The sequence below is a fragment of the Streptomyces sp. GbtcB7 genome (assembly GCF_019091445.1).
In the GTDB taxonomy this organism is placed as follows: domain Bacteria; phylum Actinomycetota; class Actinomycetes; order Streptomycetales; family Streptomycetaceae; genus Streptomyces; species Streptomyces mirabilis.
Genome location: NZ_JAGXJM010000002.1, coordinates 42,967 through 65,679 on the forward strand (window position 1 = coordinate 42,967; position 22,713 = coordinate 65,679).

A 22,713-nucleotide genomic window follows, 5' to 3' on the forward strand; every position below is an offset into this window, starting at 1 on the left:
CAGCGCGCCGTTACGCCTCCCAAACGGCCGCGACGGTCCGGTCGTCGGCGTATCCCTTGACCCGCACCTGGGTGTCGGCGAGGAACGCGGCGAGGCCGGGCGGCTCGGCCGCCGACCACCGTTCCGTCAGGTGCTCGCAGAACTGCGGCTCCCCGCGCAGGGGCTCCGCGAGGCCGCCGGTGCACAGCAGCAGCGTGTCACCCGGTCGGGCGACGGAGGCGCGGAAACGGAAGGGTTCGCGGGGCGGTTCGGGGGCCGCTTCGTACGGGCTCGGGGGCGTGGTGATGCCCAGGTCCATGGTGAGCCGGTCGCCCTCGGGGGTCTCGTGCGGCAGCGATCCGAAGCCGACCACGGCCTCACCGGTGGTCTCGGCGACCCGCGGCTCGATGTCCTGCCACTCGCCGTCCCGCAGCCGGAACAGGCCGCCGGCGCCGACTCCGAAGAAGACGCGTGTACGGCACTCGGGGTCCCCGGTGAGCAGCAGGCAGCGCAGCCCGGCGGTGTACTCCTCGGGTTCGATGCCCTGTTCGGCGGCGCTCGCGCGCAGCTTGCCGAGACTGCGGTCGGTGAGCCGGTGCAGGCCCGACTTCAGGTCGCCGCGACGGGCCGCCCTTATGTCCTCGGCCAGCCGCGCGTGGCTGCGGCCCACGGCGCGCCCGATCCACCGGCACGCCTCGGCCGCCGCCCGGTGCGCGCCGGGGGTCGCCCGGGCGCCGGTCGCCATCGCCACCAGCACCAGCGCGTGTTCGCCCGCTCCGAAGCGGGCGGTGAGCAGGGAGTCCCGGCGGGGCTCGCCCCTGAAGCGCGCGGAGTCGCCGCGCACGGAGGCCGCGCGCAGGGTGCTCGCCCCGTAGCGCGCCCCGTCCAGGACGGTGTCGGCGATCAGGTCGTCGAGGTCGTCCGGATCGGCGGGCGGGAGGGCGGTGGGCTCGGCGTCGTAGGTGGGCGGGCCCGAACCGACGTAGTCGACGGGGGGTGGCTGGTGGGGGACGGTGAGGACCGGCTCGGGGAGGGCGTCCACGGGGGCGGCCGCGCCGGGCGGGGCGGGATCCGGCGGCGCGGTGGGGCGCGGCGGCACCGCCGCGCCGGGCGATTCCTTGGACGTACGGCCATGGAGCGACTCGGTGTGGAACCCGGGCGGCGTCGGTCCCGGCGGAAAGGTCGCGGGGGGCGGCGGTTCGGCGGGCGGGGGTTCCCAAGGAGGCAAGGGCTCTTCGCCACCCGCCGAGGAGCGAGGATCCACACCACTCCGAGAGAAACCGGTGGCCTCGCTGCTCCACCAAGGGCCGGGCTCCGCATCGGCCGACGGGGGGCCGGGATCCTCTCCGCTCCCGGAGGGGCCCGGGTACCCGCTCCTCCACGAAAGGCCCGGGTCCCCGCCACTCCGCGAGGAGTCGCGGCCCCCGCCGCTCCACAAGGGACCGGAATCCTCCCCACTCCCCGAGCGACCGACATCCTCCCCGCTCCCCGAAGGGACGGCGTCCTCGATCTCCGAGGGGTCCGGGGCGGCGTCCGCGCTCGTCGAGGGGGGCAGGTTCTCGGCGGGCCGTGTCGGGTCGAGGAAGCCGTCCGGTGGGTCGGACCGGGGCTCGCGGTCCCAGCGGGCGAGGCGCCGGCCCAGTGCCTCGCCGCGCGGGGTGGCGCCGCCGCCCCGTTGCTCAGGGACGACGGGAGACCCGTCCGGCTCGGGTGGCGCGGTCCCCGATCCCACCGTCCCCGCGGCCGACGCGAAGCGGTCGTCGAGGGAATCGGCCGCGGGCGTGGGCCCCGTGTCCCCGGTGGCGTCGTACAGCTGACCCCACCAGTCGTCCTCGTGACCGGTAGGCCTCTCCCCCTGCTGGCTCATGCCCCTAATTGTCCACCGCGAGAGCCGGATGAAAACGGGGCATCCGGAAAAACCGGCCACGGGACTGGTAGTCGAACGGCATGTCGGGTGACGTATCGAACGGTCGTATGGGTGAGGAGGGTTGACGAAAGGTCGGACATCGCGTCGAAGTGGACGCCGCGTCGAAGCCGCCGGACGATCCCACCCCCCACGGGAGAACCGCCCGGCGGCGCCCTGAGTGTGACCTGCTTCCCTGAGGTTCCCCTGTGACGCGCGTTGCCGCGCTCCCCAAGGCGCCACTCCCAAGATCACTCCGCCCGCGTCCGCGCAGGCCGGTCTGACCCAAGCCGGGCATTAAGGGCGGCTGTTGCTGCCGCGGTGCCGTGAGCTTGGCAGAGTTACGGGTGCTGCGGCGATGATGTGCCGAGGCGGGTTTGCGCCGTGGCTGATTTCCGCCAGGTCACGGCCGGAACGGGATTTGGGGAGGGCATCGCCGCATGCTGGGAGCGATAGGTCTGGACGAGACGCACGAGTCGGCGTACCGGGCACTGGTGTCCGTGGGCGCCGCCGACGTGCCCGACCTCGCGCGGCGGCTCACGCTCGGCGAGCACGACACCGAGCGCGCCCTGCGCCGACTGGAGCGGCACGGTCTCGCGGCCCAGTCCTCGGGCCGCCCGGGACGCTGGGTCGCGGCGCCGCCCGGCGTCGCCCTCGGCGCCCTGCTCACCCAGCAGCGGCACGAGCTGGAGAAGGCGGAACTGGCGGCCGCCCTGCTCGCCGAGGAGTACCGCGCCCAGGCCACCGAACCCGCCGTGCACGACCTGGTGGAGGTGGTGATCGGAGCGGCGGCGGTCACCCAGCGGTTCCTCCAGCTCCAGCTCGGCGCGGCCACGGAGGTGTGCGCGCTGGTCACCGGGAACCCGATGGTGGTCTCCGGGATGGACAACGACGCGGAGGAACAGGCCGCGGGACGGGGCGTCGGCTACCGCGTGGTGCTCGAACGCGCCGTACTCGACCAGCCCACCGGCCTCACCGAACTGTCCGCCGCGCTCAGCCGCGACGAGCAGGTACGGGTCGTGGACAAGGTGCCGACCAAGCTGGTGATCGCCGACCGGACGCTCGCGATGGTGCCGCTCACCTCGCACACCGCGGAGCCCGCCGCCCTCGTCGTGCACGCCAGCGGGCTCCTGGAGCTGCTGTCGGGTCTGTTCGAGTCGGCGTGGCGGGACGCGCTGCCGCTGCGGCTCGGCAGCCGGGGTGTCATGGAGCAGGAGCCGGACGGCCCCGACGTCACCGACCTGGAGATCCTCTCCCTGCTGCTGGCCGGGCTGACCGACGCGAGCGTCGCCAAACAGCTCGACCTGGGCCTCAGGACCGTACAGCGCCGGGTGAAGCGGCTGATGGAGCTGGCGGGCGTCACGACCCGGCTCCAGCTGGGCTGGCACGCCTACGAGAAGGGCTGGGTGGCCCGCGACTGACCTGCGCTTTCGCGCCCGCTCAGTCACCCTGGGCAGATGGGAGCGTGGGAACTCCTGCTGGTCGGCGTGGTGATCGTGCTCGGCCTGTGCGGAGTACTGGTGCCCGGTGTGCCGGGGTCGTGGCTCGTCTGGGCCGCGGTCCTGTGGTGGGCCCTGACCGACCCACGGGCCCTCACCTGGGGCGTACTGGTGGGCGCGACCGTGGTCCTGGTGCTGGCCCAGGCGGTCCGCTGGGGGCTGCCGCCCCGACGGCTCCGGGAGGCCGGGGCCACTCCCCGAATGGGCGTGTACGCCGGGGTCGGGGCAGTCCTCGGTTTCATTCTGCTGCCGGTGGTCGGCGCGGTCGCGGGCTTCCTCGGCGGGATCTACCTCTACGAACGGCCCCGGCTGGGCGGGCACGGCCCGGCGAAGGCGGCGGTGGGGACGGTCATGCGGTCGGGCGGCTGGAACGTCCTGACGGAGCTGTTCGCCTGCCTGCTGGTCACGGCCGCATGGCTGGCCACGGTGATCTGGGGCTGACCCACGCTTGTCAGCACAGGCAACACATCGGATCTCTCCCTTCATATTGACGGGCTGCAGCCACTTCTCTACGTTGCATCGCGGGATAGCTCCGATGAATCGATGAATCGCCCGAAGTGCAGTCGCTAGAGCCGCCTGGAGGCACCCGCATGCCCAGCCCGTCCAGACGTACCGTCCTCGCCACCGGATCCGCCCTCGGCGGCACCCTGCTCGCCGGAGGCCTGCCCGCCCAGGCCCGGGCGGCCGATCACGCGGACACCTCCGACCCCTGGCGTACGGTCCTCGACGACGCCGATCTGGTCTGGCAGCGGATGCCGAAGACCTGGTACGAGGGCCCCTACCTCGGCAACGGTTTCCTCGGCTCCGGGATCTACGCCGAACCGGGCGCGGAGACCGGTTCCTTCTCGGCTGTGCGCTTCAACGTCCAGCACTCGCAGGTGCAGGACCACCGCCCCGAGTTCGGCTCCCTCTTCGGCCTCGCCCGCCTGCCCATCGGCTGGTTCACGCTGGAGCCGGTCGGCGCGATCACGGGCCTGGACTGGCGGCTCGGCCTGCGCGACGCCGAACTGACCGGCACGCTCACCACGGACAAGGGCACCCTCACGCTCCGCGCCCTGGTGCACAATTCCCGCTCGGTCCTCGCCGTCGAGGTGACCCCGAGCGAGGGCGAGCGCGACTTCCGCTGGGTCTTCCACCCGGCGGACGCGATCAGCCCGCGCGCCGACTTCAAGCCCCTCCCGGACGGCTACCAGGGCAACCCGCCCGCCGAGCTCGCCACGCACGACGGCGTCTCCACCGCCGTACAGCCCCTGCTGTCGGGTGGTCAGCATGTGACGGCGTGGCGGGAGCGGACGCGGGGCAGGACACGATGCCTGTACGTGCATGTCGCGCACTCGTATCCCAAGTCCACGGCGCTGGGCCGGGCGCTCGCCACCGTGCGCGGGGCGTCGGCGCTGCCGTACGACCTGCTGGCCGGAACCCATCGCGCCTGGTGGCACGCCTACTACCGCAAGAGCTTCCTCTCCCTCCCCGACGCACGCGTCCAGCGCTTCTACTGGATCCAGCTCTACAAGACGGCGTCGGCGGCCCGGCGGGACGCGCCCGTGATGGCGACCAGCGGCCCCTGGCTGGAGTCCACGCCCTGGCCCAACACCTGGTGGAACCTCAACGTCCAGCTGGAGTACTGGCTGATCCACGGCTCGAACCACCTCGAACTCGACGCCGTGACCCGGGCGTTGAGCGAGTTCCGGGGCAATCTGTCGAAGGAGGTGTCGGACCGGTACCGCGCCGACTCGCTCGGCATCCCGCGCACCACGGACCCGCAGCTCGTCAACGGCGCGGCGGGCACCCTCACCGGCTACGGCGTCGGCATCCCCGGCCAGGACCCGCCCACTCCCGAGGTCGGCAACCTCACCTGGGCCCTGCACAACGTCTGGCTCAGCTACCGCCACACCATGGACGAGTCGATCCTGCGGGACGTCCTCTTCCCCCTGCTGCGCAAGGCGGTCAACTACTACCTGCACTTCCTGGAGCCGGGCACGGACGGGAAGTTGCACCTGCCCGCCACCTTCTCCCCCGAGTACGGCGGCAACTCGCGCGACTGCAACTACGACCTGATGCTGCTGACCTGGGGGTGCCGCACCCTGCTGGAGTCGGCCGAACTCCTCGGCGTCGACGACGAGTTGGCGCCGCGCTGGCGCGAGGTGCTGGCCAAGCGGGTGGCGTACCCGACCGACGCCAACGGCTTCATGATCGGCGCGGACATCCCCTTCGCGAAGTCGCACCGGCACTACTCGCATCTGCTCGCGGTGTACCCGCTGTACGAGCTGACCGGCCGCACTCCCGACGAACGGGCCCTGATCGAGAAGTCGTTGGCGCACTGGGTGGGCTTCGAGGGCGCCCTTCAGGGCTACACCTTCACGGGCGCCGCCTCGATGTCCGCGCTGCTCGGCAAGGGCGAGGACGCTCTCAAGTACCTCGGCCAGCTCATGACCCGCTTCATCCAGCCCAACACCATGTACAAGGAGTCGGGCCCGGTCATCGAGACCCCACTGTCGGCCGCCCAGTCCCTGCACGACATGGTCTGCCAGTCCTGGGGCGGCGTCGTCCGCGTCTTCCCCGCCCTGCCCGCCGCCTGGGCGGACCTGACGGTCCACGACTTCCGCACCCAGGGCGCCTTTCTGCTCAGCGCGGTACGGAAGGGCGGCGTGACCCGCTGGGTCCGGCTGGTCAGCGAGGCGGGCGCGCCCTGCGTCGTACGGCACGGCATCACGGGCGCGATCGACGTGCGGGACGGGCGGGGACGGCCGCTGCGGTACGAGACGGTGGGCGACGGGACGATCCAGGTCAGCCTGCGTCGCGGCGAGTCGGCGCTGATCACCGCAAAGGGCGACCGCCCGGACCTGACCGTCACGCCGGTACGACCGAACGCGGACGCTCCCCGGTGGGGGCTGCCCGCCTAGGTCCTAGCGCAGGAGTTCGTCCAGGTCGATGTCGTCGGCCAGCGCCTGCATCCCCGAGTCGTTGAAGTGGAGGTGGTCGCCGGGGTCGTAGGCGGGGAGGATGCGGTGCGGGTCGGCCGGGTCGCGGACGGCGGCGTCGAAGTCCACGACCGCGTCGAAGAGATCGGCGTTGCGGATGAAGGCGTTGACCGTCAGCCGGACCGCCTCACGGCGCTCCGTATAGGCGCTGTACCCGCCGTACGGGGTGATCGTGGCGCCGACGACCCGGATCCCGCGGGCGTGGGCGCGCTCCACGATCCGGCGGTACGCGTCCTCGATGGCGAGGGAATCCGTCTGCTCGGGCGTGCCCTTGATGTCGTTGATGCCCTCCAGCACGATCACCGCGCGCACCCCGGCGCGGGAGAGCGCGTCGGCGTCGAGGCGGGTCAGTGCGCTCGGGCCACCGTTCTCCAGCAGGAGGCGGTTTCCGGAGATCCCCGCGTTGAGGACACCGAGCCGGCGGTGCGCGGGGAGCGTGCGGAGACGGGCGGCGAGCAGGTCGGGCCAGCGGCGGTTGGCGCTGTACGTCGAGCCGGTGCCGTCGGTGAGGGAGTCCCCGAGCGCGACCACGCTGCCCGCGGCGGGAGCGCCGAGTACGTCGACGCCGGTCACGTAGTACCAGTTGTCGAGGGTGACGGTGTACGCGGTGCCGGGCTCGTCGGCGGTCCTGTCCCCTTCGCGGGCCAGGAAGTTGGCCTGGAATGCGGAACGGTGGTAGGTCGCCGGGCCGGAGTCGGCGGGGGTGTGGACCGAGATCAGGAGGTTGGCGTCGGCGGGGATCGGGAGGTCGACGGGGTCGCTGACCATGTCCTGCCCCACGGGGACCGTCACGGATCGGCGGCCGGCGAACGTGGCGACGCGCAGCGACCCCGGGGCGGCGTTCGGGCTCATGGGCCTGTCCCACTCCTGCAACGCGACCGTGACGGCGTCGAGTTGGAGCGGCGCGGTGCCGAGCCGGTTGGAGACGCGGACGCGGGCGTCGCTGCCGCCGACGCTGGTGTGTACGACGTTGCGGATCGAGGCGCCGGGCAGGGCGGGGGCGGTTCCGGAGGGGGCGGTCTCCCAGGTGCCGGTCCAGCGGGCCTCGTCGTCGTCGCGGCCGTGGCCGGTGAGGGGGGTGGACCGCGCATCGGCGCTCGCGGCCGGCGGGACGAGCGCCAGAACGGCCACCAGGGCGGTGAAGAGATGGCGAGCCTTGATCACGCGGGTCATGCGGTATCGCTTCCCTGCCCCTCGGGCCGGTCAACGAAAGGTCACACCGTTGGCCGTGCTCACTCACCCGCACCACCGATTCGTAGGACCTATCGTTCGATCGTCCCGAACAGAGCGACGTCCGAACCTCTTTGGGACGGGAGACCTAGGACCAGGACCCGATGCGGTCCGCGCACCGGCGTGTTTGGCTGCATCCATGACCGAATTCAGCGAGGCGGAACGCGCCTACCTCACCACACAGCGGCTGGGTCGGCTGGCGACCGTCGACGCCCACGGGCAGCCGCAGGCGAACCCCGTCGGCTTCTTCCCGCAGGACGACGGGACGATCCTGATCGGCGGTTACGCGATGGGCACCACGAAGAAGTGGCGCAACCTGCAGAAGAACCCGAAGGTGGCGCTCGTCGTCGACGACATCGTCAGCCACCAGCCGTGGAAGGTGCGCGGCATCGACATCCGGGGCGAGGCCGAACTCCTCACCGGCCCCCACGACTTGGGTCCGCACTTCAGCGAGGAGCTGATCCGTATCCATCCCCGGCGCATCCACAGCTGGGGCCTGGAGGACTGACCGGGGCCCTCGACGGCGCTTGGTAGGGTCACCGACCATGACCGCCATGACATCGAGGCGGCGGTGCTGGAGCAGGACGTGGTGTGGGTGATGGGCGGTTCGGTGGCGAACCTGCTCGCCGTGTGGCGCGTGCACGGACTGGACGCGATCCTCCGTCGCGCGTGGCGGGCCGGGGTCGTCCTCAGCGGGGTGAGCGCCGGATCGATCTGCTGGTTCCAGGGCGGCACCACCGACTCCTTCGGCCCCGAACTGCGCCCGCTCACCAACGGTCTCGGCTTCCTGCCGTACGGCAACGGCGTCCACTACGACACCGACCCCGGCCGCCGCCCCCTGGTCCACCGGCTCGTCGCCGAGGGCACGCTGCCGCTCAGCCACTGCACCGACGACGGCGTGGGCCTCGTCTACCGCGGCACCGAACTCGTCGAGACCGTCAGCGAGACACCGGGCAAGGGGGCGTACGTCGTCCGGCGCGAGGGGGACCGGGCGGTCGAGGAGCGCGTGGAACCGCGCCTGCTCCCGGCACCGCGACACTGACGTTCCCGACGGCAGCCCCGCGGCTTCACTCCAACTCCCCGGCCGCCCTGAGGTGTTGAACGGCGTACGAGCGCCACGGACGCCACGCGTCCGGCACATCCACCCCCGGCGGCACCACGTCGGGGTCGCCGAGCGCGCGCGTACGGATTTCGGCGGCGGTACGGCCGTCCAGCCCCGGCAACGCCAGCAGCGCCTCCTGCGCCTCGTCGCGCTCCGCGCCCGCGTCCAGCCGCAGGGTGCCGTCGGCGAGGGCGGTGGTGAGCGCGCCGAGGGGGCCGTCCGGCTCGGCCTCCGCGAGGACGGCAGGCTCCGGGAACACATGGGTGAGCGTGCCGCTCGGGGCGTCCAGCGCCTTCCCGTACCGCCGCACCAGCCGCTCGGCCTCCGCCCGCCCCACCAGCGCGCGCACGGCCAGCCAGTCCGGATCGGCGGCACCCGGCGAGCGCAGGCCGGGGCGCGCGGCGACCAGCGGGGCCAGCCGGGGATCGGCGCCCAGCCGCTCGTCGACGGCGTACGGATCGGCGTCGAGGTCGAACAGCCGGCGCAGGCGTTGGACGGCGGTGGTGAGGTCGCGCAGGTCGGTGAGGTGGAGCCGGGCGTCGAGCCAGCCGCGCGAGCGTTCGTCCACCGCGACGATTCCGGTGCCGTACGGGAGGCGGAGGGTGCGGCGGTACGTACGACGGCCGGGGGTGCCGTCGATGTCCTCGACGCCCGGGACCGCCTCCTGGGCGAGCAGGTCGAAGACGGCGGTGGACTGGTACGGGCCCCGGTGGGCGAGGCGCAGGGGGATCCCGGCGGTGGGGGTGACGGTGCGCCGGGTTCCGGTCCCGCCCCGTGGTGCGGCGGCCGCGCGCAGTTCGCTCGGCGTCGAGGCGTACACCGCGCGGATCGTGTCGTTGAACTGCCGGACGCTGGCGAACCCGGCCGCGAACGCGATCTCCGTGATCGGCAGGCCGGTGGTCTGGAGCAGGACGCGGGCGGTGTGGGCGCGCTGGGCGCGGGCGAGGGCGACGGGGCCCGCGCCGACCTCCGCGGTGAGCTGCCGCTGCACCTGGCGGGCGCTGTATCCGAGCCGGACGGCAAGCCCTCCGACCCCCTCCCGGTCGACCACGCCATCCCCGATGAGTCGCATGGCGCGCCCTACGACGTCGGCCCGCACGTTCCACTCCGCGGAGCCGGGTACGGCGTCCGGGCGGCATCTGCGGCAGGCTCGGAAGCCCGAGCTCTGCGCCGCGGCGGCCGTCGTGTAGTACCGCACGTTCTGCCGCTTCGGCGTCACCGCCGGGCAGCTGGGCCGGCAGTAGATCCCGGTCGTCTCCACCGCGAAGAAGAACTCCCCGTCAAACCGGGCGTCCCTGCTCCGCACCGCCTCGTACCTGGTCTCCGCGTCAATCACACCCACCAGTCTGCGCCGCCCCCACCCCATCGACTGGCGGCTTTCAGACACAGCACTCAAACCAAAACCTGATTCCGCCCCCGCCGCCCCTACCCAACCCATCCCCAGGGGCTCCGCCCCTTCAACCCCACCGGGGGCTCCGCCCCCTGGACCCCCGCATCGGCCTGAACGGCCTCGTCCTCAAACGCCGGACGGGCTGAAAGATGCGCGCAGCGCCCCTCAGGGGCGCGGGGAACTGCGCGACCAGCCCCCACCGGACCCGCAGCCAAACGAATAGGGCGGGCGAGGGACGCGGGGCGAAGCCCCCGCCTCAGGGGCGCGGGGAACTGCGCGGCCAACCCCCACCAGCCGCCACCCAAAGAACTTCGGTCGGGCGGGGGACGTGGGGGCGAAGCCCCACCCTCAAGGGGCGCGGGGAACTGCGCGATCGGCCCCACCGGCCCCAGGGGGGCCTGGGGCGCAGCCCCGGACCCCCCTTCCGCGTGGGCTCAGTGCCAACGTCCCCGTTTGGCGTCCATCGCCGCCCTCCCCTCCGCCCCCTTCCGCTTCCAGTCCCGTCGAATCTCCGCCCGCACCCGCGCATCCGTCTTCGCGACGATCCGCTGGTTCTCCCGCAGCAGCTTGCGATAGCTGGCGAGACGGCGTTCGGGAAGGACGCCGGAGTCGACGGCGGCAAGCACCGCACAGCCGGGCTCCGCTTCGTGCGCGCAGTCGTGGAAGCGACAGTCGGCGGCGAGTCCCTCGATCTCGGAGAAGACCTGCCCGACGCCGGTCTCGGCGTCCCAGAGGCCGACCCCGCGCAGTCCGGGCGTGTCGATGAGGACACCCCCGCCGGGGAGGGCGAGCAGGTTGCGGGTCGTCGTGGTGTGGCGGCCCTTGCCGTCCACGTCACGCGCGGCCCGTACGTCCATCACGTCCTCGCCGATCAGTGCGTTGGCGAGGGTCGACTTGCCCGCGCCGGACTGTCCGAGGAGGACGGACGTGCCGCCCGACAGCACCGCCGCGAGTACGTCCAGCCCCTCCCCGGCGCTGGAGCTGACCGGCAGCACCGGGACCCCGGGCGCCGTCTTCTCGACGTCCTGGACGAGGTGTCCGAGCGTCGCCGCGTCGGGCACGAGGTCGGCCTTGGTGAGGACGACCAGGGGCTGCGCACCGGACTCCCAGGCCAGCGCGAGGAATCGTTCGACGCGGCCGAGGTCGAGTTCCAGGGCGAGGGACACGGCGACGACGGCGTAGTCGACGTTGGCCGCGAGGATCTGCCCCTCGGATCGCTTGGATGAGGTGGAGCGTACGAAGGCGGTACGGCGCGGCAGACACGTACGCACGTAGCGCGGGTTGCCCGCGGGCTCGACGGCGACCCAGTCCCCGGTGCACACGACCCGCATCGGATCGTTCGGCGTCACGAACGCGGTGTCCGCGCGCAGCACCCCGTCGGTGGTGACCACGTCGCACTGACCGCGGTCGACCCGGATCACCCGCCCGGCCAGCAGCCCTTCGGCGGCGTACGGGGCGAACTCCTCCGCCCAGACGTCGTCCCAGCCGTAGGGAACGAGCGCGGCGAACGGTGAAGAGGGGAAAGCGAGAAAAGCGGAAGTCAAGGGAGACCCTTCACAAGGGCGGCCCCGGCACGCGCGCTCGGGCGCGGAGAGAAGAGGAAGGTCAGCCGGCGGCCACGGAGGTGGACTTGATGAACTTCTGGATGCGGGCAGCGCCCATCTCAAAGACAGCCATCGGTCACACCTCCTGCTCTTCACTCGGCCGACAGCGGCAGCCACCGGCCACCGCACGCTTCGCACACACCATAGAGACGTACGCACTCGAGCGCCACGGAATATAGATCCGTCCAGCTCCTTGGCTACTGCCGCCATCGGCGCACCAGCCTTGTGCGGTAACCACCCACGGCGTGTCGCTGGCAGAGGGTCTGCACACGGGGACCGTGCCGGGTGCCGTGATGAGAGGGGCTGATCTGTCCTGTTGACTCAGCTTCCGGCTCGAGTCCGTCGCGATGCGGGCGAGGCCGATCGCTTGGCCAACTCGGACGCCGTCTGGAACCGAACACAGGCCGGCAACAAGCTCCGCTCCCACCTGCGCGAGTACTTCCCCAGCCTTCCCGACCACCACCCAGCCGCTGCGGGGCGGACTGTGCTCGCCGATCGCCCGCACCATTTTGGCCGCGGCTCCGACCCCGGCCCAGGCGGCTGCTCTCACCCGAGCCCAAGTGCGTTCTCTGATCAAGAAGGCCGGTCGCAAACGCAGCAACGAGACCGAAGCCGAGCGGCTCCATGCCACCCTCCGCGCCCCGCAGATGCACCAACTCCCGTTGGTCGAACAAGCGATGGGACTGCAGACGGCGACCTTGCTGCGGAGACTGGAGACGGCCTGCACCAGCGCGGACGAACTCGCCGAAGCTGCGCCGGAGACTTTTGATCAGCACCCGGACGCCGAGATCATTACCAGCTTTCCAGGACTCGGCTCGCGCACCGGCGCCCGGGTGCTTGCCGAAATCGGCCTCGTCGACGGCGGCGCGGACGGCCTCCTCGTCGAGCGGGGCGGCGGAGGTGACGATCACCTCGCCGGTCTCGACGACGGCCTTGACGGTGGTGACGCCGTCCAGCGCGGATATCTCCTGTGAGACCGCGCCCTCGCAGTGGCCGCAGGTCATGCCGGACACCATGTAGACGGTGGTCACCCCGCTGCCCTGGGCGTCCGGCGCGGCGGAGTGGCAGAAACCGTCGGCGGAGCAGCAGGAGCCGGCGTTCTTCTGGTCGGTCATGGTCTCTGCTGTCCATATCGTCGCGTGGCTCGTGGCCGTCCAGGGTCCACACGCTGGCCGTGCATGACTTTGGGAGGTTTTCGCAGCACGGCAGACCGCTGCGTCACTGGCCGTGGGGGCCACCGCGTCGCCGTGCCGACGCCTCCCTTCGGGCCGGCCGGCCATGCCAAGGAGCCACGAGCGTCCGGTACCCCCTGGGGGTAAGATGCGAAACCACTGATCGGCAGGCACGGCACAGGTGGTCTCATGGCGATGCGAGCAGGGCGCGGCAGCGGCGGCACTGCCGTCCGCTGGGCGTACGGGGTGATCGTCACCCTGTGTACCGCGCTGGCCGTGCTTGTCCATCATGAGGTACCCACGGTCTGGGTTCCCCCGATGCCCGCCATGCCATCCACAGTCCGCGCCGCGCACGTCGTGCCCGACACGGCGGCACCGTCCTTCTCTAACTCCTCGACGCACCATCTCGACGACGATGTGTGCGCGGGGGCTGGGATGCAGCACTGCAGCGCGGCGAGCGTCGGCCCGGTGCAACTCGTTGCACCGGATCACAGCGAGTCTCCCCTACCGGTGAAGCTCCCTCAGCCGCTGTCCGGGCACGCACCCGGCGCCGTGGCGAGCCGAGCTCCGCCCGATCTGTCCGTCCTTTCTCAGCTGCGCATCTAGGCCGCGCGAGACGGCGCTCGATGCGCCGTGCTTCCGCGCCCACATCCGCAGTTGCACAGCAGAGGACAACGAAAAATGAACAGCATCAACCGCCGCTCCGTGCTGCTCGCCGGACTCGGAGCCGCCGGCGCCGGCGCGCTCGCCGCCTGCAGTGGCGGCTCCGGCTCCGGTGGCTCCAACGCCCTGGTCAGTCCGTCCGACTCGGCGGTCGCCGCCGCCGACAAGAAGCGGACCAGCACCGGACGGCAGCAGAAGCTCACCCTGACCGCGGCGCCCGCAATGATCGACCTGGGCGGCGGCGTCATGCCCAAGACCTGGGCCTTCGACGGCCGAACCCCGGGCAAGGAGGTGCGGCTGTCCGTCGGCGACACCCTGGTCGCCGAGCTGTCCAACCAGCTCCCGAGCAAGACCACCACGTCGATCCACTGGCACGGCATCGCCCTGCGCAACGACATGGACGGCGTACCGGCCACCACCCAGACCGCCGTCCGGGCCGGCTCCACCTTCACCTACAAGTTCATCGCCGACGCCCCGGGCACGTACTTCTTCCACCCGCACATCGGCGTCCAGCTTGACCGCGGCCTGTACGCCCCGTTGATCGTCGAGGACCCGAAGGAGACCCTCGCCTACGACGACGAGTGGGTGCTCCTGCTCGACGACTGGGTCGACGGCGTCACCGGCACCCCCGACGAGGTCTTCACCGAACTCAAGCGAGGTATGGCCGCCATGGGTGACATGAGCGGCATGGACATGAGCGGCAGCTCGAACCCCAGCAGCTCCGGCAACAGCATGGGGGACATGGGCGGGATGCACATGGGCTCCGCATCGCCTTCGGCTTCCGCCTCGTCGGGCGGCATGGGCAAGAAGTTCATGCTCATGGGTGCCACTAGCGAGCTGCTCGGCGGTGACGCCGGCGACGTGAAGTATCCGCATCACCTGATCAACGGCCGCGTTGCGACCGACCCGGACGTCTATGCCGGCAAGCCAGGCAAGAAGGTGCGGCTGCGGATCATCAACGCCGGCTCGGACACCGCCTACCGGGTCGCCCTCGGCGGCCACAAGCTGACCATCACTCACACCGACGGCTTCGCGGTCCAGCATCAGGAAGTCGACGCCCTGCTGGTCGGCATGGGTGAGCGCTACGACATCCTCGTCACCCTGGGCGACGGGGTCTTCCCTCTCGTCGCCCTGGCCGAGGGCAAGAACGCGAACGGCCTGGCTCTGGTGCGTACAGGCTCGGGGAGTAAGCCTTCCGCGTCCGTCCGCCCGAAGGAACTCGACGGCATGATCATGACGGCGTCCCAGTTGCGTGCCGCCGATGACGTTCGCCTGAAGTCCGCCAAGACCGACGTCACGCACCAGATCAAGCTGACCGGCAACATGATGCGGTACGACTGGGCCATCAACGGGATGCCGTTCGACATGAAGGATCCCGAGGCGCACCCGATCGTCATCCAGGAGGGGCAGCGGGTACGGCTCGACTTCATCAACGACACCGAGATGTGGCACCCGATGCACCTGCACGGCCACACGTACCAGATCGGTGTTTTCGGGCCGCGCAAGGACACCGCGATCGTGCTGCCGAAGAAGAAGCTGTCCGTCTATTTCGACGCTGACAACCCGGGCCAGTGGATGCTGCACTGCCACAACGCCTACCACGGCGAGGCCGGGATGATGGCGAACATGGCCTATCGGGCCTGACCTACCGTTCCATGCCCTCCGGGGCCGGCTCATCAGGTGACGATGGGCCGGCCCTGGAAGCGTCCACGACCGGGCCTTCTGTTGGGGCGGGTAATGACTTGGGGCGCCGGCCTGCAGTCGGGACTCGACCTGGTCACCGAGCCAGGGAAGACACCGAGCGCACCTGTCGAGACGTTCGTTCTCCATCCTGGGGTGGACCTGGGCTGTCCACCCCAGAGCCGATCCGTCCTACGCCGCCGCCCTGCTGGAATATGCGTCGTGTCTGCCGTGACTGCGACGCTGCCCCGCATCTGGCCGAGCCCGGGCGGCAAACCCCTTCCGCCGACGGGGACGGCAGAGGTCTTCCGCGCTTTCGCCCGCGACTTGGCGGCAGGCCGCCGCTCCTGGGACGCCGGTACCGCCCGCTTCATCGCCGGTCAGTTCGACGAGCTGGCCGCCGAGTGGGACACCAGCCGCGCCACCGGACGTGACGATCCGCTGCGCGACGCCCTGGACCGCGGCGGCCCCTTCCCTGACGGGTCCTGCCTGGAACTCGGATCGGGCACCGGCCTGTTCACCCCGCTGCTCGACAGCGCCTTCTAGCGGGTGATCAGCGTGGATCTGGCGGAGCAGATGCTCCGTCAGGTCGCCGGACGCTCACCGTTGCGAGTGAGGGCCGACGCCAGTGCTCTGCCCATGGCCGACGCCCAGGTTGCGGTCATCGCCGCCATCGACATGCTGCTGTTCCCCGCAGAGATCGCTCGAGTCCTGGCCCTCGACGGCGTGCTGTTGTGGATCAACCAGCTCGGCGGGCGCGGGCCGCTGTATGTGGCCGCCGACGACGTCACCGCCGCGCTGCCCGGACAGTGGCACGCCGTCGAGGCCCAGGCGGGCTGGGGCGGCTGGGCTGTCCTGCGCCACCGGGTGTGACCGCGCCGACGGCGTCCGCCGACGCGGCAATGCGCGACGGTGCGTAGTGCACAGCGCTCGACGAGAACGGTCTCCGTGGCGGAGCGTACTCCTGCGGATTCTGGGCTACTGACCGATACGGTCCGGGCTCGTCCCGGTGGCGATGGCAGTTGGGGGCCTTCCCGTCAGCCGGTCGCCGAGGTGAGAAGGCGGCGCTGCGCCTGCGCGAGGCGACTACGGCTTGGTGATGCGTGGCGTGTAGTGGCCGAGGAACATGTCGACACCGCCGGCGATCAGACGGTCCGTGACGTCGTCGTCGATGGCTGTGCCGTAGGCGCTGAACACCAGGTGCGGGTAGAGCAGGAGCGACGCGGTGCATCTTCCAGCCCTGGGCGAGGCTCTTCAAGAGGGCCTCGTCGAAGAAGTGGACGGCGAAGCCGCCGTGTTCGTAGACGCCGTCGCCGTGGTCGATGCCCTGCCTGTAATGGGCGTCGCCGGTGTGGCGGACGGTGTGGATGAGGAGGCCGCACGGGCGTAGGACCCGGGCGATCTCGTCCATGGCGGCCCGGATCTCCTTCGTGGACAGGGCCATGCACAACAGCATGTGGGCGAACACGGCGTCCACGGAGGCGTCGGGCAGCGGCAGCGGGTCGCGTACGTCGTGAACGGTTATCGTGATCTGGGCCGGTCGGCGACGCCGGATTCCCGGGCGGCTTCCGTGAGTTGCTTCAGGGCGGTGGCACTGAAGTCGGTGGCGTACACGGTGAAGCCCTTGCGCGCGAAGAACAGGGCGTCCCGGCCATGCCCCGCGCCGAGTTCGAGCAGCGTGCCTGCGCCGGCCGCACGGAGGACCTCGGCCGCACGACGTGCGGGTTCGGATGGCTCCATGCCGTACATCTGCGGGTGCTGGGTGTAGGTCGCCTGCCAGTGGGCGCGCTGGGCATCGGCCACGGGCTCGTCGTTCGGGTTCTTCTGGTCGCCCATGTTCGCCTCGTCGCTGCAGTGGGGGGAGGGGAGGGTGCCCGGTGCCCGCACCGGGCACCCTCCCCCGAGGTGTGTCAGTTCTTGCCGAGGAGCTTGTTCATCTCGGTGATCTCGGCGGTCTGCGCGGTGATGATGCCGTCGGACATGGACGTGGCGGGAACGTACTTGCCCTTGTCCTTCTCGGTGGTGGCCATCTCGACCGCGCCTTGGTGGTGCTCGATCATCATGGTGAGGAACATGGTGTCGAAGTCCACACCAGACGCCTTCTCCAGCTTGGCCATGTCCTTGCTGTCCATCATTCCGGGCATGTCGGAGTGCGCTGAGTGGTCCATGCCGGGCATCGATTCCATCGAGCTGTCGGACGTCGGTACGTCCTTGCCCCAGGACTTGAGCCAGCCGCTCATGGTCTGGATCTCCGGGTCCTGGGCCTTCTCGATGCGCGCGGCGAGGTCCTCTACCTCGGCGGAGGAGGCTCGGTCGGCGGCGAGCTTCGCCATTTCCAGAGCCTGCTGGTGGTGCGGGATCATGCCCTGCGCGAAGGAGATGTCCTGGGCGTTGTGCGCTACGGTGGTGGTGTCGGCGCTCGCGGACGAGGACGCGGAGCTGAGGCCCTCGTGCCCGCTGCTCGCGCTGTCGCTGTCGTTGCCGCAGGCGGCGAGGACGAGAGCGGCGGTGACAGCCGTAGCCGCGAGGGCGGCACGGCGGGGGAGCGTACGGTTGTTGCGCATGCGGGAACTCCTGCTGTGGGAAAGGGATCTGGATGTGCCGAGGGGCACCGCGTCGCTGAGCAGTGGGCGCGGTGGCGCGCGGTGTCTAGATCCGCAGGAGTTGGAGTTCCGCCAGGGACGGTGGGGCGCGGGCGCCGTCCGGGGCCGGAGCCGCGTACGAGCACACGGTGTCGGCACGTACCGGTACGGCTCCCGGGTCGGGAACGAGGGCAGGCAATGTCGGCCCGTCGGTCACTGCACTTGACACGCAGGTCGAGTCGGCGTGCTGGAGGTGGCCTCCGCCGCAGTGGCCGTCTCCGGAGCAGTCATGAGGGGCGCTGACCGCTGCCGTCATGTGCTGCCGCTCAGCGCGTTCGTGTTTGTGGAGACCACCGCCGGGAGCCAGGGCGTGCATGCCGAGCAGCCCTGCCAACAGCCCGAGCACGAGCAGCGCCCGCCACCGCCCGACAGGCGGTCGCGGAGGGTGCTGCTGCGGGCTCGTCATCGGGCTCATCCCAGATAGGCGTGTGACGTCGGTTCAGTGAGGGTGTTCGTCGTACATACGGTCGCCGCCGTGCTCATGTTCAGCGTGATCGGGTGAGCCGCCCTTCATCCCCAGTGTCGCTGGGCCGCCGGTGCGCCAGAACCGTACGAGCAGACTCGCGGTCAGCAGCAGAAACGCCATGTTGAGCCAGGTCGTGTCGTTCCAGGTGATCCCTTCCTCGGGGATCGACGTATCCGGCGACGGCCATCGCGGCGAAGAAGGTGACCAGGAGGAAGGCGGCCATGCGGGCGCCGTAGCACTTCCGGTAGATGTTGAGGATCGGGAGGATCAGCAGGTCGGCGTAGATGAAGGCGATCACGCCGCCGAAGCTGATTGCGCGAGGGCCACGGCCGCGTACGAGCAGGAGAACGAGGCGGCTCCGAGCCCGGCGGACAGGGCGAGCGCGCGCGGCCGGTCGTCACCGAGAAGTCGTACGACCGTCGAGCGACGCACCACCGCCTGTACAACGGCGGACAGGGTGAAGCCGAGGATCAGTGCTCAGGTGACCTCCCAGGTCATCGACCCGGCAATGGACAGAGCGTGCCCGAGCGCATCCACAGACCTGCACCCTTCCGGAGGTGGTAGTGGTCACGGAGCGAATATCCCCCGGGGGTGTGTTATCCCAGGACTCCGGTTTCTACCCGGTACGGCGGCCGCGACGGATGGCGAGACTGCCGACGACGCCGATCTTTACCACGGCGGCCGTCACGACGAAGCCGACGGCCCAACCAGTCCACCTCGTGTCTGCCAGAACGGCCCCGCCCAGCCCCAGATGCACGGCCACGACAGCGGCCAGCGCTACGACTGCGGCGACCCAGGTCCACCCGCCACGGCGTCGGCGCAATGCCGCGCCTCGTGGGGGAACCGCGGGAGCCGACGCGGCGGTCTGAACGGCAGGCGCTGCGGGCCGCTGCCAGTCCACCTGCAGCGGATCGCGCCTGCTGAACCTGCTGAGGTGGGTGGTGACGAGGTCCTGCAGTCGCCGCAGACTCTCCTCGTCCGGCGACTGGGCGCGCAGTGTCAACGCGCCTGGGGCTGCCTGCAAGGCGCAGGTGCCCCAGGGCAGGCGAACCGTTCCGTGGGTGTCGGTCCATTCGACGTGGATCTGGTCAAGTCGAATCTCGGGAGGTGTGTGGGTCTCGGACGGTGCCTGGGCGCCACCGCCGCGGTGGGTGCGTGGGCGATGACCCAGATGGCGACCCTTGTTGTCGAAGTGCTTGCACAGTTGTACGAGGTAGCGGCTGGGACGTTCGGTCTCGATGTGGGCTTCGGCGGTGAGCATGGGCTTCCTCGGCTCGGTCGCGGGCGGAGAACTCAGATCCTGGTGGCGGCGGTCAGCCAGGACCGGAGGCCGTCGGGGTCGGTGGTGATCTCGATCGTGGTGGCCTCGATGGACTCGATCCGCCATCCGTCGGCGAACGCGGCCTCGATCTCCTCCCGCGTCACCTTGTGTACGCGCCCCCAGCTGCTCTGCTCCCGGTCGCTGCAGCAGAGCATGAAGAAGCGGCCGCGCGGCGGGAGCACGGACCGCAGGCCGTCGATGTACGCGGTGCGGTCGTCATCGTCGAAGACGTGGAAAAGGCCGCAGTCGAGCACGGTGTCGAATTGTTCGCCCAGGCCAGCCAGTTGGCGGGCGTCGTGACGGAGGAAGCGAGCCTTGCTGCTGCGGTCGTGTGCCTTGGTCTCGGCGGTGTACAGGGCGCGGGAGGCGAGGTCGACGCCGGTGGCGTGGAGGCCGAGTCCGGCGGCCATGAGGGCGTGTTCGCCCGTTCCGCAGCCGATGTCGAGCACCCGGCCCCGCAGAGCGCCGACCTTGGCTAGGGCGAGAAACGCTGGTTGGGGCCGTCCGATGTCCCAGGGCGGCGGGACGGCGTAGAGGTCATCGGGCTCATGCGGTGCCAGGCCGCCGGGGCGGTGGGGTGAGCCGGTCATGTGGGTGTCCTTCCCGTCGGGGGGCGGTGCCCGCGAGGGGCAAGCGTCCAGGTCCCCGTAACAACCTAACTTTTATCGATACACTCTGTCGCTGTCAATCCAATCTGTATCGACATCGGCGGGTCGTATGCTGGGGCGGTGCCGAAGCTGTGGAACGAGACCATCGAGGAGCACCGTCGCGCCGTACGCGACGCCGTTCTGGAGACCACGGCGGCGCTGGTGATGGAGGACGGGCTGCGTGCGGTGACGATGTCGAAGATCGCCGAGGAGAGCGGTATCGGCCGGGCCACGCTGTACAAGTACTTCCCGGACGTCGAATCGATCATGGTGGCCTGGCATGAGCGCCAGATCTCCGGACACCTCCACGAACTCGCCGAACTCCGGCACGGCCCCGGCGGCCCCGGCGAGCGGCTCGAACGGGTACTGGAGGCGTACGCGTTCATCCAGCAGCGGCGCCGCGGCCACGGCGCGGAACTCGGAGCGCTGTTGCACCGAGGCGAGCACGTCGCCGGAGCGGAGCAGCACCTCCAGCACTTCCTCCGGGAACTGCTGGCCGAGGGTGCGCAGGCTGGGGACATCCGGGACGACGTCTCCCCGGACGAACTGGCGAGCTACTGTCTGCACGCCCTCGCCGCGGCCGGCGCCCTCGCTTCCAAGGCAGCGGTCCAGCGCCTCGTCGCGGTCACGCTGACCGGACTGCGTCCGCCGGGCTGACGCCGGCCCTGGGTCCGTTTCAGGTGCTCGGAGGGGTGGCCGATCCGTCTCAGTGGACCTCGACGCGCATCCATGGCGAGCTGCACGTGGCCGGGCACGGAACCGTGCAGCTCGTAACAAGCTTCCGTCGCTACAAGTTGCTCTGGCCGGCTTCCGCTGCGGCCGGCTCGTTCACGCGAACGGCAGCCATAGAGCTGACGCGACTCGGAGGGTTGGATGAAGCGCTACGGCCGTTTCTACGCCCCTGACATGACAGCCCCTGCGGCCATCTATAGAGGCGAGCGGATCGACGACCCGATCGTCTCCCTGCTTCGCCCGGGTGGCACGCCCAGGACCGTCCTGGACCTATCCGCGATCTACGCGTACAACGTATTGACCCTGAATCCAGTGCCGCGCCCGACCGAAGAGGCGCAGCGCCCGTGAGACCCCACAGCGCCGGGCCCGTCTCACCCGAGCAGGAATCGGGCAGCGGCGTAGACGGCGAGCCGGTGCGTGAGTTTTGCGGCCAGCCGTCGGCACTGCGGGCAGAGCGACACCAGCCCGTGGCCGGTTGCCCGCGCTGGTGTGGAGGTTGGTCGTTACCGGCCACCGGGGGCGTCGATGAGCTGGCCGAGGCGTTTCAGGCCGTTGGGGCTGACGCCTTGGGCGGCCATGGCGCCGAGAACCACATCACGGTCGAGCAAACCAGCAGCCTGAAAGTCGTCGAGAATTCGCGCTGCCTGCTGACGGTCGAACGGTGGCCCATAACCGTTGTTTCCGTAGGACTTCAACCTGTCCAGTGCCGACGTGAGCCGCGCATCCAACCCGTCGGTCTCGTCCTCCGGGCGCGTGAGGTCGACGGCGTTCACCTGTGCCGCCCACCCGCGCAGGGGGAACAGATTGGCCCCCCAACGGCTGCGAGTGAGGAGTTCCTCGCCAGGTCAGCGGCGAACTCCAGCGTCTTCGCATCGGGTACGTACGCCGGCACGGGACCGATACCGCTCCCAGCGTGCCGTCTGCCCGATCGCGTGGTCGCAACACGGTGCCGCTGGGCGAACCGTCGCAACGCCGGGACAGTCTGCTCGGCGCCGAATGCGTTCAGCACCAGGACGGCAGTCGCACCCTGCTCGGCGGCCTCGCGAACTGCTGAGTCGTCCCAACCGTAACGACCGCCACTGACAATCGACGCGGCCGCCGAGTGCCGCGAGACGGTGCTTCCTCTTGCTCCCCGACCCGGCACGGTGAACCAGGTCACTGTTCGCCGAAGTCCACGCGGGACGCTTTCCAAGCGTGCTCCCCCGCTGCACAGTCGCGCCGCTCTCCCAGGCCAGCGCGAGGAATCGTTCGACGCGGCCGAGGTCGAGTTCCAGGGCGAGGGACACGGCGACGACGGCGTAGTCGACGTTGGCCGCGAGGATCTGCCCCTCGGATCGCTTGGATGAGGTGGAGCGTACGAAGGCGGTACGGCGCGGCAGACACGTACGCACGTAGCGCGGGTTGCAGCACCCCGTCGGTGGTGACCACGTCGCACTGACCACGGTCGACCCGGATCACCCGCCCGGCCAGCAGCCCTTCGGTGGCGTACGGGGCGAACTCCTCCGCCCAGACGTCGTCCCAGCCGTAGGGAACGAGCGCGGCGAACGGTGAAGAGGGGAAAGCGAGAAAAGCGGAAGTCAAGGGAGACCCTTCACAAGGGCGGCCCCGGCACGCGCGCTCGGGCGCGGAGAGAAGAGGAAGGTCAGCCGGCGGCCACGGAGGTGGACTTGATGAACTTCTGGATACGGGCAGCGCCCATCTC

At 70.6% G+C, this 22,713-nt stretch carries 20 protein-coding genes and 5 pseudogenes; 11 read left to right on the forward strand and 14 right to left on the reverse strand.

What is annotated here, in order from left to right:
* Window positions 1-10: 10 nt before the first annotated feature.
* Complete coding sequence (locus tag KVT44_RS03175) at window positions 11-1,846, reverse strand: protein phosphatase 2C domain-containing protein (protein WP_217566002.1); 1,836 nt, start codon at window positions 1,844-1,846, stop codon at window positions 11-13.
* A gap of 476 nt (window positions 1,847-2,322) precedes the next feature.
* Here KVT44_RS03175 and KVT44_RS03180 point away from each other — a divergent pair, with 476 nt between their 5' ends.
* The 3 genes from KVT44_RS03180 to KVT44_RS03190 all read left to right on the forward strand — a co-directional run bounded on the left by KVT44_RS03180 (window position 2,323) and on the right by KVT44_RS03190 (window position 6,284).
* Window positions 2,323-3,303: a TrmB family transcriptional regulator gene (locus KVT44_RS03180; RefSeq protein WP_217566003.1), complete on the forward strand. Its 981-nt coding sequence runs from the start codon at window positions 2,323-2,325 to the stop codon at window positions 3,301-3,303.
* Window positions 3,304-3,339: 36 nt separating this feature from the next.
* Window positions 3,340-3,822 carry a DUF456 domain-containing protein gene (locus KVT44_RS03185; protein ID WP_217566004.1) on the forward strand — a complete coding sequence of 161 codons (483 nt, stop codon included), beginning with the start codon at window positions 3,340-3,342 and terminating at the stop codon, window positions 3,820-3,822.
* Window positions 3,823-3,971: 149 nt separating this feature from the next.
* Entirely contained in the window at window positions 3,972-6,284 is a 2,313-nt protein-coding gene (locus tag KVT44_RS03190) for a glycoside hydrolase family 95-like protein (protein ID WP_217566005.1), read from the forward strand.
* A gap of 3 nt (window positions 6,285-6,287) precedes the next feature.
* Here KVT44_RS03190 and KVT44_RS03195 read toward each other — a convergent pair whose 3' ends face one another.
* Window positions 6,288-7,535: an SGNH/GDSL hydrolase family protein gene (locus KVT44_RS03195; RefSeq protein WP_217566006.1), complete on the reverse strand. Its 1,248-nt coding sequence runs from the start codon at window positions 7,533-7,535 to the stop codon at window positions 6,288-6,290.
* Between the two features lie 196 nt (window positions 7,536-7,731).
* Here KVT44_RS03195 and KVT44_RS03200 point away from each other — a divergent pair, with 196 nt between their 5' ends.
* Together KVT44_RS03200 and KVT44_RS03205 are read left to right on the forward strand one after the other, a co-directional pair.
* Window positions 7,732-8,100 (forward strand): PPOX class F420-dependent oxidoreductase, encoded by a 369-nt coding sequence (locus KVT44_RS03200; protein WP_190171541.1) that lies wholly within the window; start codon window positions 7,732-7,734, stop codon window positions 8,098-8,100.
* A 45-nt stretch (window positions 8,101-8,145) separates the two neighbouring features.
* Window positions 8,146-8,634: pseudogene (locus KVT44_RS03205) on the forward strand (Type 1 glutamine amidotransferase-like domain-containing protein); the annotation flags it as partial.
* A 25-nt stretch (window positions 8,635-8,659) separates the two neighbouring features.
* Here KVT44_RS03205 and KVT44_RS03210 read toward each other — a convergent pair.
* From KVT44_RS03210 to KVT44_RS57780, 3 genes and pseudogenes are all read right to left on the reverse strand, one after another.
* Window positions 8,660-10,060 carry a bifunctional transcriptional activator/DNA repair enzyme AdaA gene (locus KVT44_RS03210; RefSeq protein ID WP_217566253.1) on the reverse strand — a complete coding sequence of 467 codons (1,401 nt, stop codon included), beginning with the start codon at window positions 10,058-10,060 and terminating at the stop codon, window positions 8,660-8,662.
* 458 nt (window positions 10,061-10,518) lie between these two features.
* Complete coding sequence (gene rsgA / locus KVT44_RS03215; protein ID WP_217566007.1) at window positions 10,519-11,628, reverse strand: ribosome small subunit-dependent GTPase A; 1,110 nt, start codon at window positions 11,626-11,628, stop codon at window positions 10,519-10,521.
* A 902-nt stretch (window positions 11,629-12,530) separates the two neighbouring features.
* Window positions 12,531-12,803: pseudogene (locus tag KVT44_RS57780) on the reverse strand (heavy-metal-associated domain-containing protein); the annotation flags it as partial.
* 738 nt (window positions 12,804-13,541) lie between these two features.
* Between KVT44_RS57780 and KVT44_RS03225 the strand changes: the two are divergent.
* The 4 genes from KVT44_RS03225 (at window position 13,542) to KVT44_RS60520 (ending at window position 16,593) form a co-directional block, all read left to right on the forward strand.
* A complete protein-coding gene (locus KVT44_RS03225) occupies window positions 13,542-15,167 on the forward strand; it encodes a multicopper oxidase family protein (RefSeq protein WP_217566009.1) in 1,626 nt (541 codons plus the stop codon).
* Window positions 15,168-15,425: 258 nt separating this feature from the next.
* Complete coding sequence (locus KVT44_RS03230) at window positions 15,426-15,749, forward strand: hypothetical protein (protein WP_217566010.1); 324 nt, start codon at window positions 15,426-15,428, stop codon at window positions 15,747-15,749.
* Between the two features lie 12 nt (window positions 15,750-15,761).
* On the forward strand, window positions 15,762-16,076 hold the full coding sequence (locus tag KVT44_RS03235; protein ID WP_217566011.1) for a hypothetical protein: 315 nt from the start codon (window positions 15,762-15,764) through the stop codon (window positions 16,074-16,076).
* A gap of 352 nt (window positions 16,077-16,428) precedes the next feature.
* A complete protein-coding gene (locus KVT44_RS60520; protein WP_308313899.1) occupies window positions 16,429-16,593 on the forward strand; it encodes a hypothetical protein in 165 nt (54 codons plus the stop codon).
* A 36-nt stretch (window positions 16,594-16,629) separates the two neighbouring features.
* On the opposite strand, the pseudogene KVT44_RS60525 reads toward KVT44_RS60520, so the two are convergent.
* From KVT44_RS60525 to KVT44_RS03265, 7 genes and pseudogenes are all read right to left on the reverse strand, one after another.
* A pseudogene (locus tag KVT44_RS60525) lies at window positions 16,630-16,758 on the reverse strand (SAM-dependent methyltransferase); the annotation flags it as partial.
* Window positions 16,725-17,090, reverse strand: coding sequence for a bifunctional 2-polyprenyl-6-hydroxyphenol methylase/3-demethylubiquinol 3-O-methyltransferase UbiG (locus tag KVT44_RS57790; RefSeq protein WP_254648917.1), 366 nt, complete (start codon window positions 17,088-17,090; stop codon window positions 16,725-16,727). The gene KVT44_RS57790 and the pseudogene KVT44_RS60525, both read right to left, overlap by 34 nt.
* Before the next feature lie 23 nt (window positions 17,091-17,113).
* Entirely contained in the window at window positions 17,114-17,767 is a 654-nt protein-coding gene (locus KVT44_RS03245) for a DUF305 domain-containing protein (RefSeq protein ID WP_217566012.1), read from the reverse strand.
* A gap of 85 nt (window positions 17,768-17,852) precedes the next feature.
* Complete coding sequence (locus tag KVT44_RS03250) at window positions 17,853-18,251, reverse strand: DUF6153 family protein (protein ID WP_217566013.1); 399 nt, start codon at window positions 18,249-18,251, stop codon at window positions 17,853-17,855.
* Window positions 18,252-18,284: 33 nt separating this feature from the next.
* Window positions 18,285-18,848 (reverse strand): annotated as a pseudogene (locus KVT44_RS03255) (permease).
* Window positions 18,849-18,927: 79 nt separating this feature from the next.
* Entirely contained in the window at window positions 18,928-19,572 is a 645-nt protein-coding gene (locus KVT44_RS03260) for a DUF2218 domain-containing protein (RefSeq protein ID WP_217566014.1), read from the reverse strand.
* A gap of 32 nt (window positions 19,573-19,604) precedes the next feature.
* A complete protein-coding gene (locus KVT44_RS03265; RefSeq protein WP_217566015.1) occupies window positions 19,605-20,222 on the reverse strand; it encodes a class I SAM-dependent methyltransferase in 618 nt (205 codons plus the stop codon).
* Between the two features lie 138 nt (window positions 20,223-20,360).
* Between KVT44_RS03265 and KVT44_RS03270 the strand changes: the two genes are divergently transcribed.
* Both KVT44_RS03270 and KVT44_RS03275 read left to right on the forward strand, forming a co-directional pair.
* Window positions 20,361-20,936, forward strand: coding sequence for a TetR/AcrR family transcriptional regulator (locus KVT44_RS03270; protein WP_190171549.1), 576 nt, complete (start codon window positions 20,361-20,363; stop codon window positions 20,934-20,936).
* Window positions 20,937-21,185: 249 nt separating this feature from the next.
* Window positions 21,186-21,359 (forward strand): hypothetical protein, encoded by a 174-nt coding sequence (locus KVT44_RS03275; RefSeq protein WP_217566016.1) that lies wholly within the window; start codon window positions 21,186-21,188, stop codon window positions 21,357-21,359.
* A gap of 155 nt (window positions 21,360-21,514) precedes the next feature.
* On the opposite strand, the gene KVT44_RS03280 is transcribed toward KVT44_RS03275, so the two are convergent.
* A complete protein-coding gene (locus tag KVT44_RS03280) occupies window positions 21,515-21,784 on the reverse strand; it encodes a hypothetical protein (RefSeq protein WP_217566017.1) in 270 nt (89 codons plus the stop codon).
* Between the two features lie 441 nt (window positions 21,785-22,225).
* Window positions 22,226-22,592, reverse strand: a pseudogene (gene rsgA / locus KVT44_RS03285) (GTPase RsgA); the annotation flags it as partial.
* Window positions 22,593-22,713 lie beyond the last annotated feature (121 nt).

Excerpts from the sequence above, each read along its gene's own strand:
- KVT44_RS03265 (WP_217566015.1), bottom strand. The coding sequence starts at position 20,222 with ATGACCGGCTCACCCCACCGCCCCGGCGGCCTGGCACCGCATGAGCCC.
- KVT44_RS03225 (WP_217566009.1), top strand. The coding sequence starts at position 13,542 with ATGAACAGCATCAACCGCCGCTCCGTGCTGCTCGCCGGACTCGGAGCC.
- KVT44_RS03245 (WP_217566012.1), bottom strand. The coding sequence starts at position 17,767 with ATGCGCAACAACCGTACGCTCCCCCGCCGTGCCGCCCTCGCGGCTACG.
- KVT44_RS03175 (WP_217566002.1), bottom strand. The coding sequence starts at position 1,846 with ATGAGCCAGCAGGGGGAGAGGCCTACCGGTCACGAGGACGACTGGTGG.
- KVT44_RS03200 (WP_190171541.1), top strand. The coding sequence starts at position 7,732 with ATGACCGAATTCAGCGAGGCGGAACGCGCCTACCTCACCACACAGCGG.
- KVT44_RS03185 (WP_217566004.1), top strand. The coding sequence starts at position 3,340 with ATGGGAGCGTGGGAACTCCTGCTGGTCGGCGTGGTGATCGTGCTCGGC.
- KVT44_RS03180 (WP_217566003.1), top strand. The coding sequence starts at position 2,323 with ATGCTGGGAGCGATAGGTCTGGACGAGACGCACGAGTCGGCGTACCGG.
- KVT44_RS03275 (WP_217566016.1), top strand. The coding sequence starts at position 21,186 with ATGACAGCCCCTGCGGCCATCTATAGAGGCGAGCGGATCGACGACCCG.
- KVT44_RS03190 (WP_217566005.1), top strand. The coding sequence starts at position 3,972 with ATGCCCAGCCCGTCCAGACGTACCGTCCTCGCCACCGGATCCGCCCTC.
- KVT44_RS03195 (WP_217566006.1), bottom strand. The coding sequence starts at position 7,535 with ATGACCCGCGTGATCAAGGCTCGCCATCTCTTCACCGCCCTGGTGGCC.
- KVT44_RS03260 (WP_217566014.1), bottom strand. The coding sequence starts at position 19,572 with ATGCTCACCGCCGAAGCCCACATCGAGACCGAACGTCCCAGCCGCTAC.
- KVT44_RS03250 (WP_217566013.1), bottom strand. The coding sequence starts at position 18,251 with ATGACGAGCCCGCAGCAGCACCCTCCGCGACCGCCTGTCGGGCGGTGG.
- KVT44_RS03210 (WP_217566253.1), bottom strand. The coding sequence starts at position 10,060 with ATGGGGTGGGGGCGGCGCAGACTGGTGGGTGTGATTGACGCGGAGACC.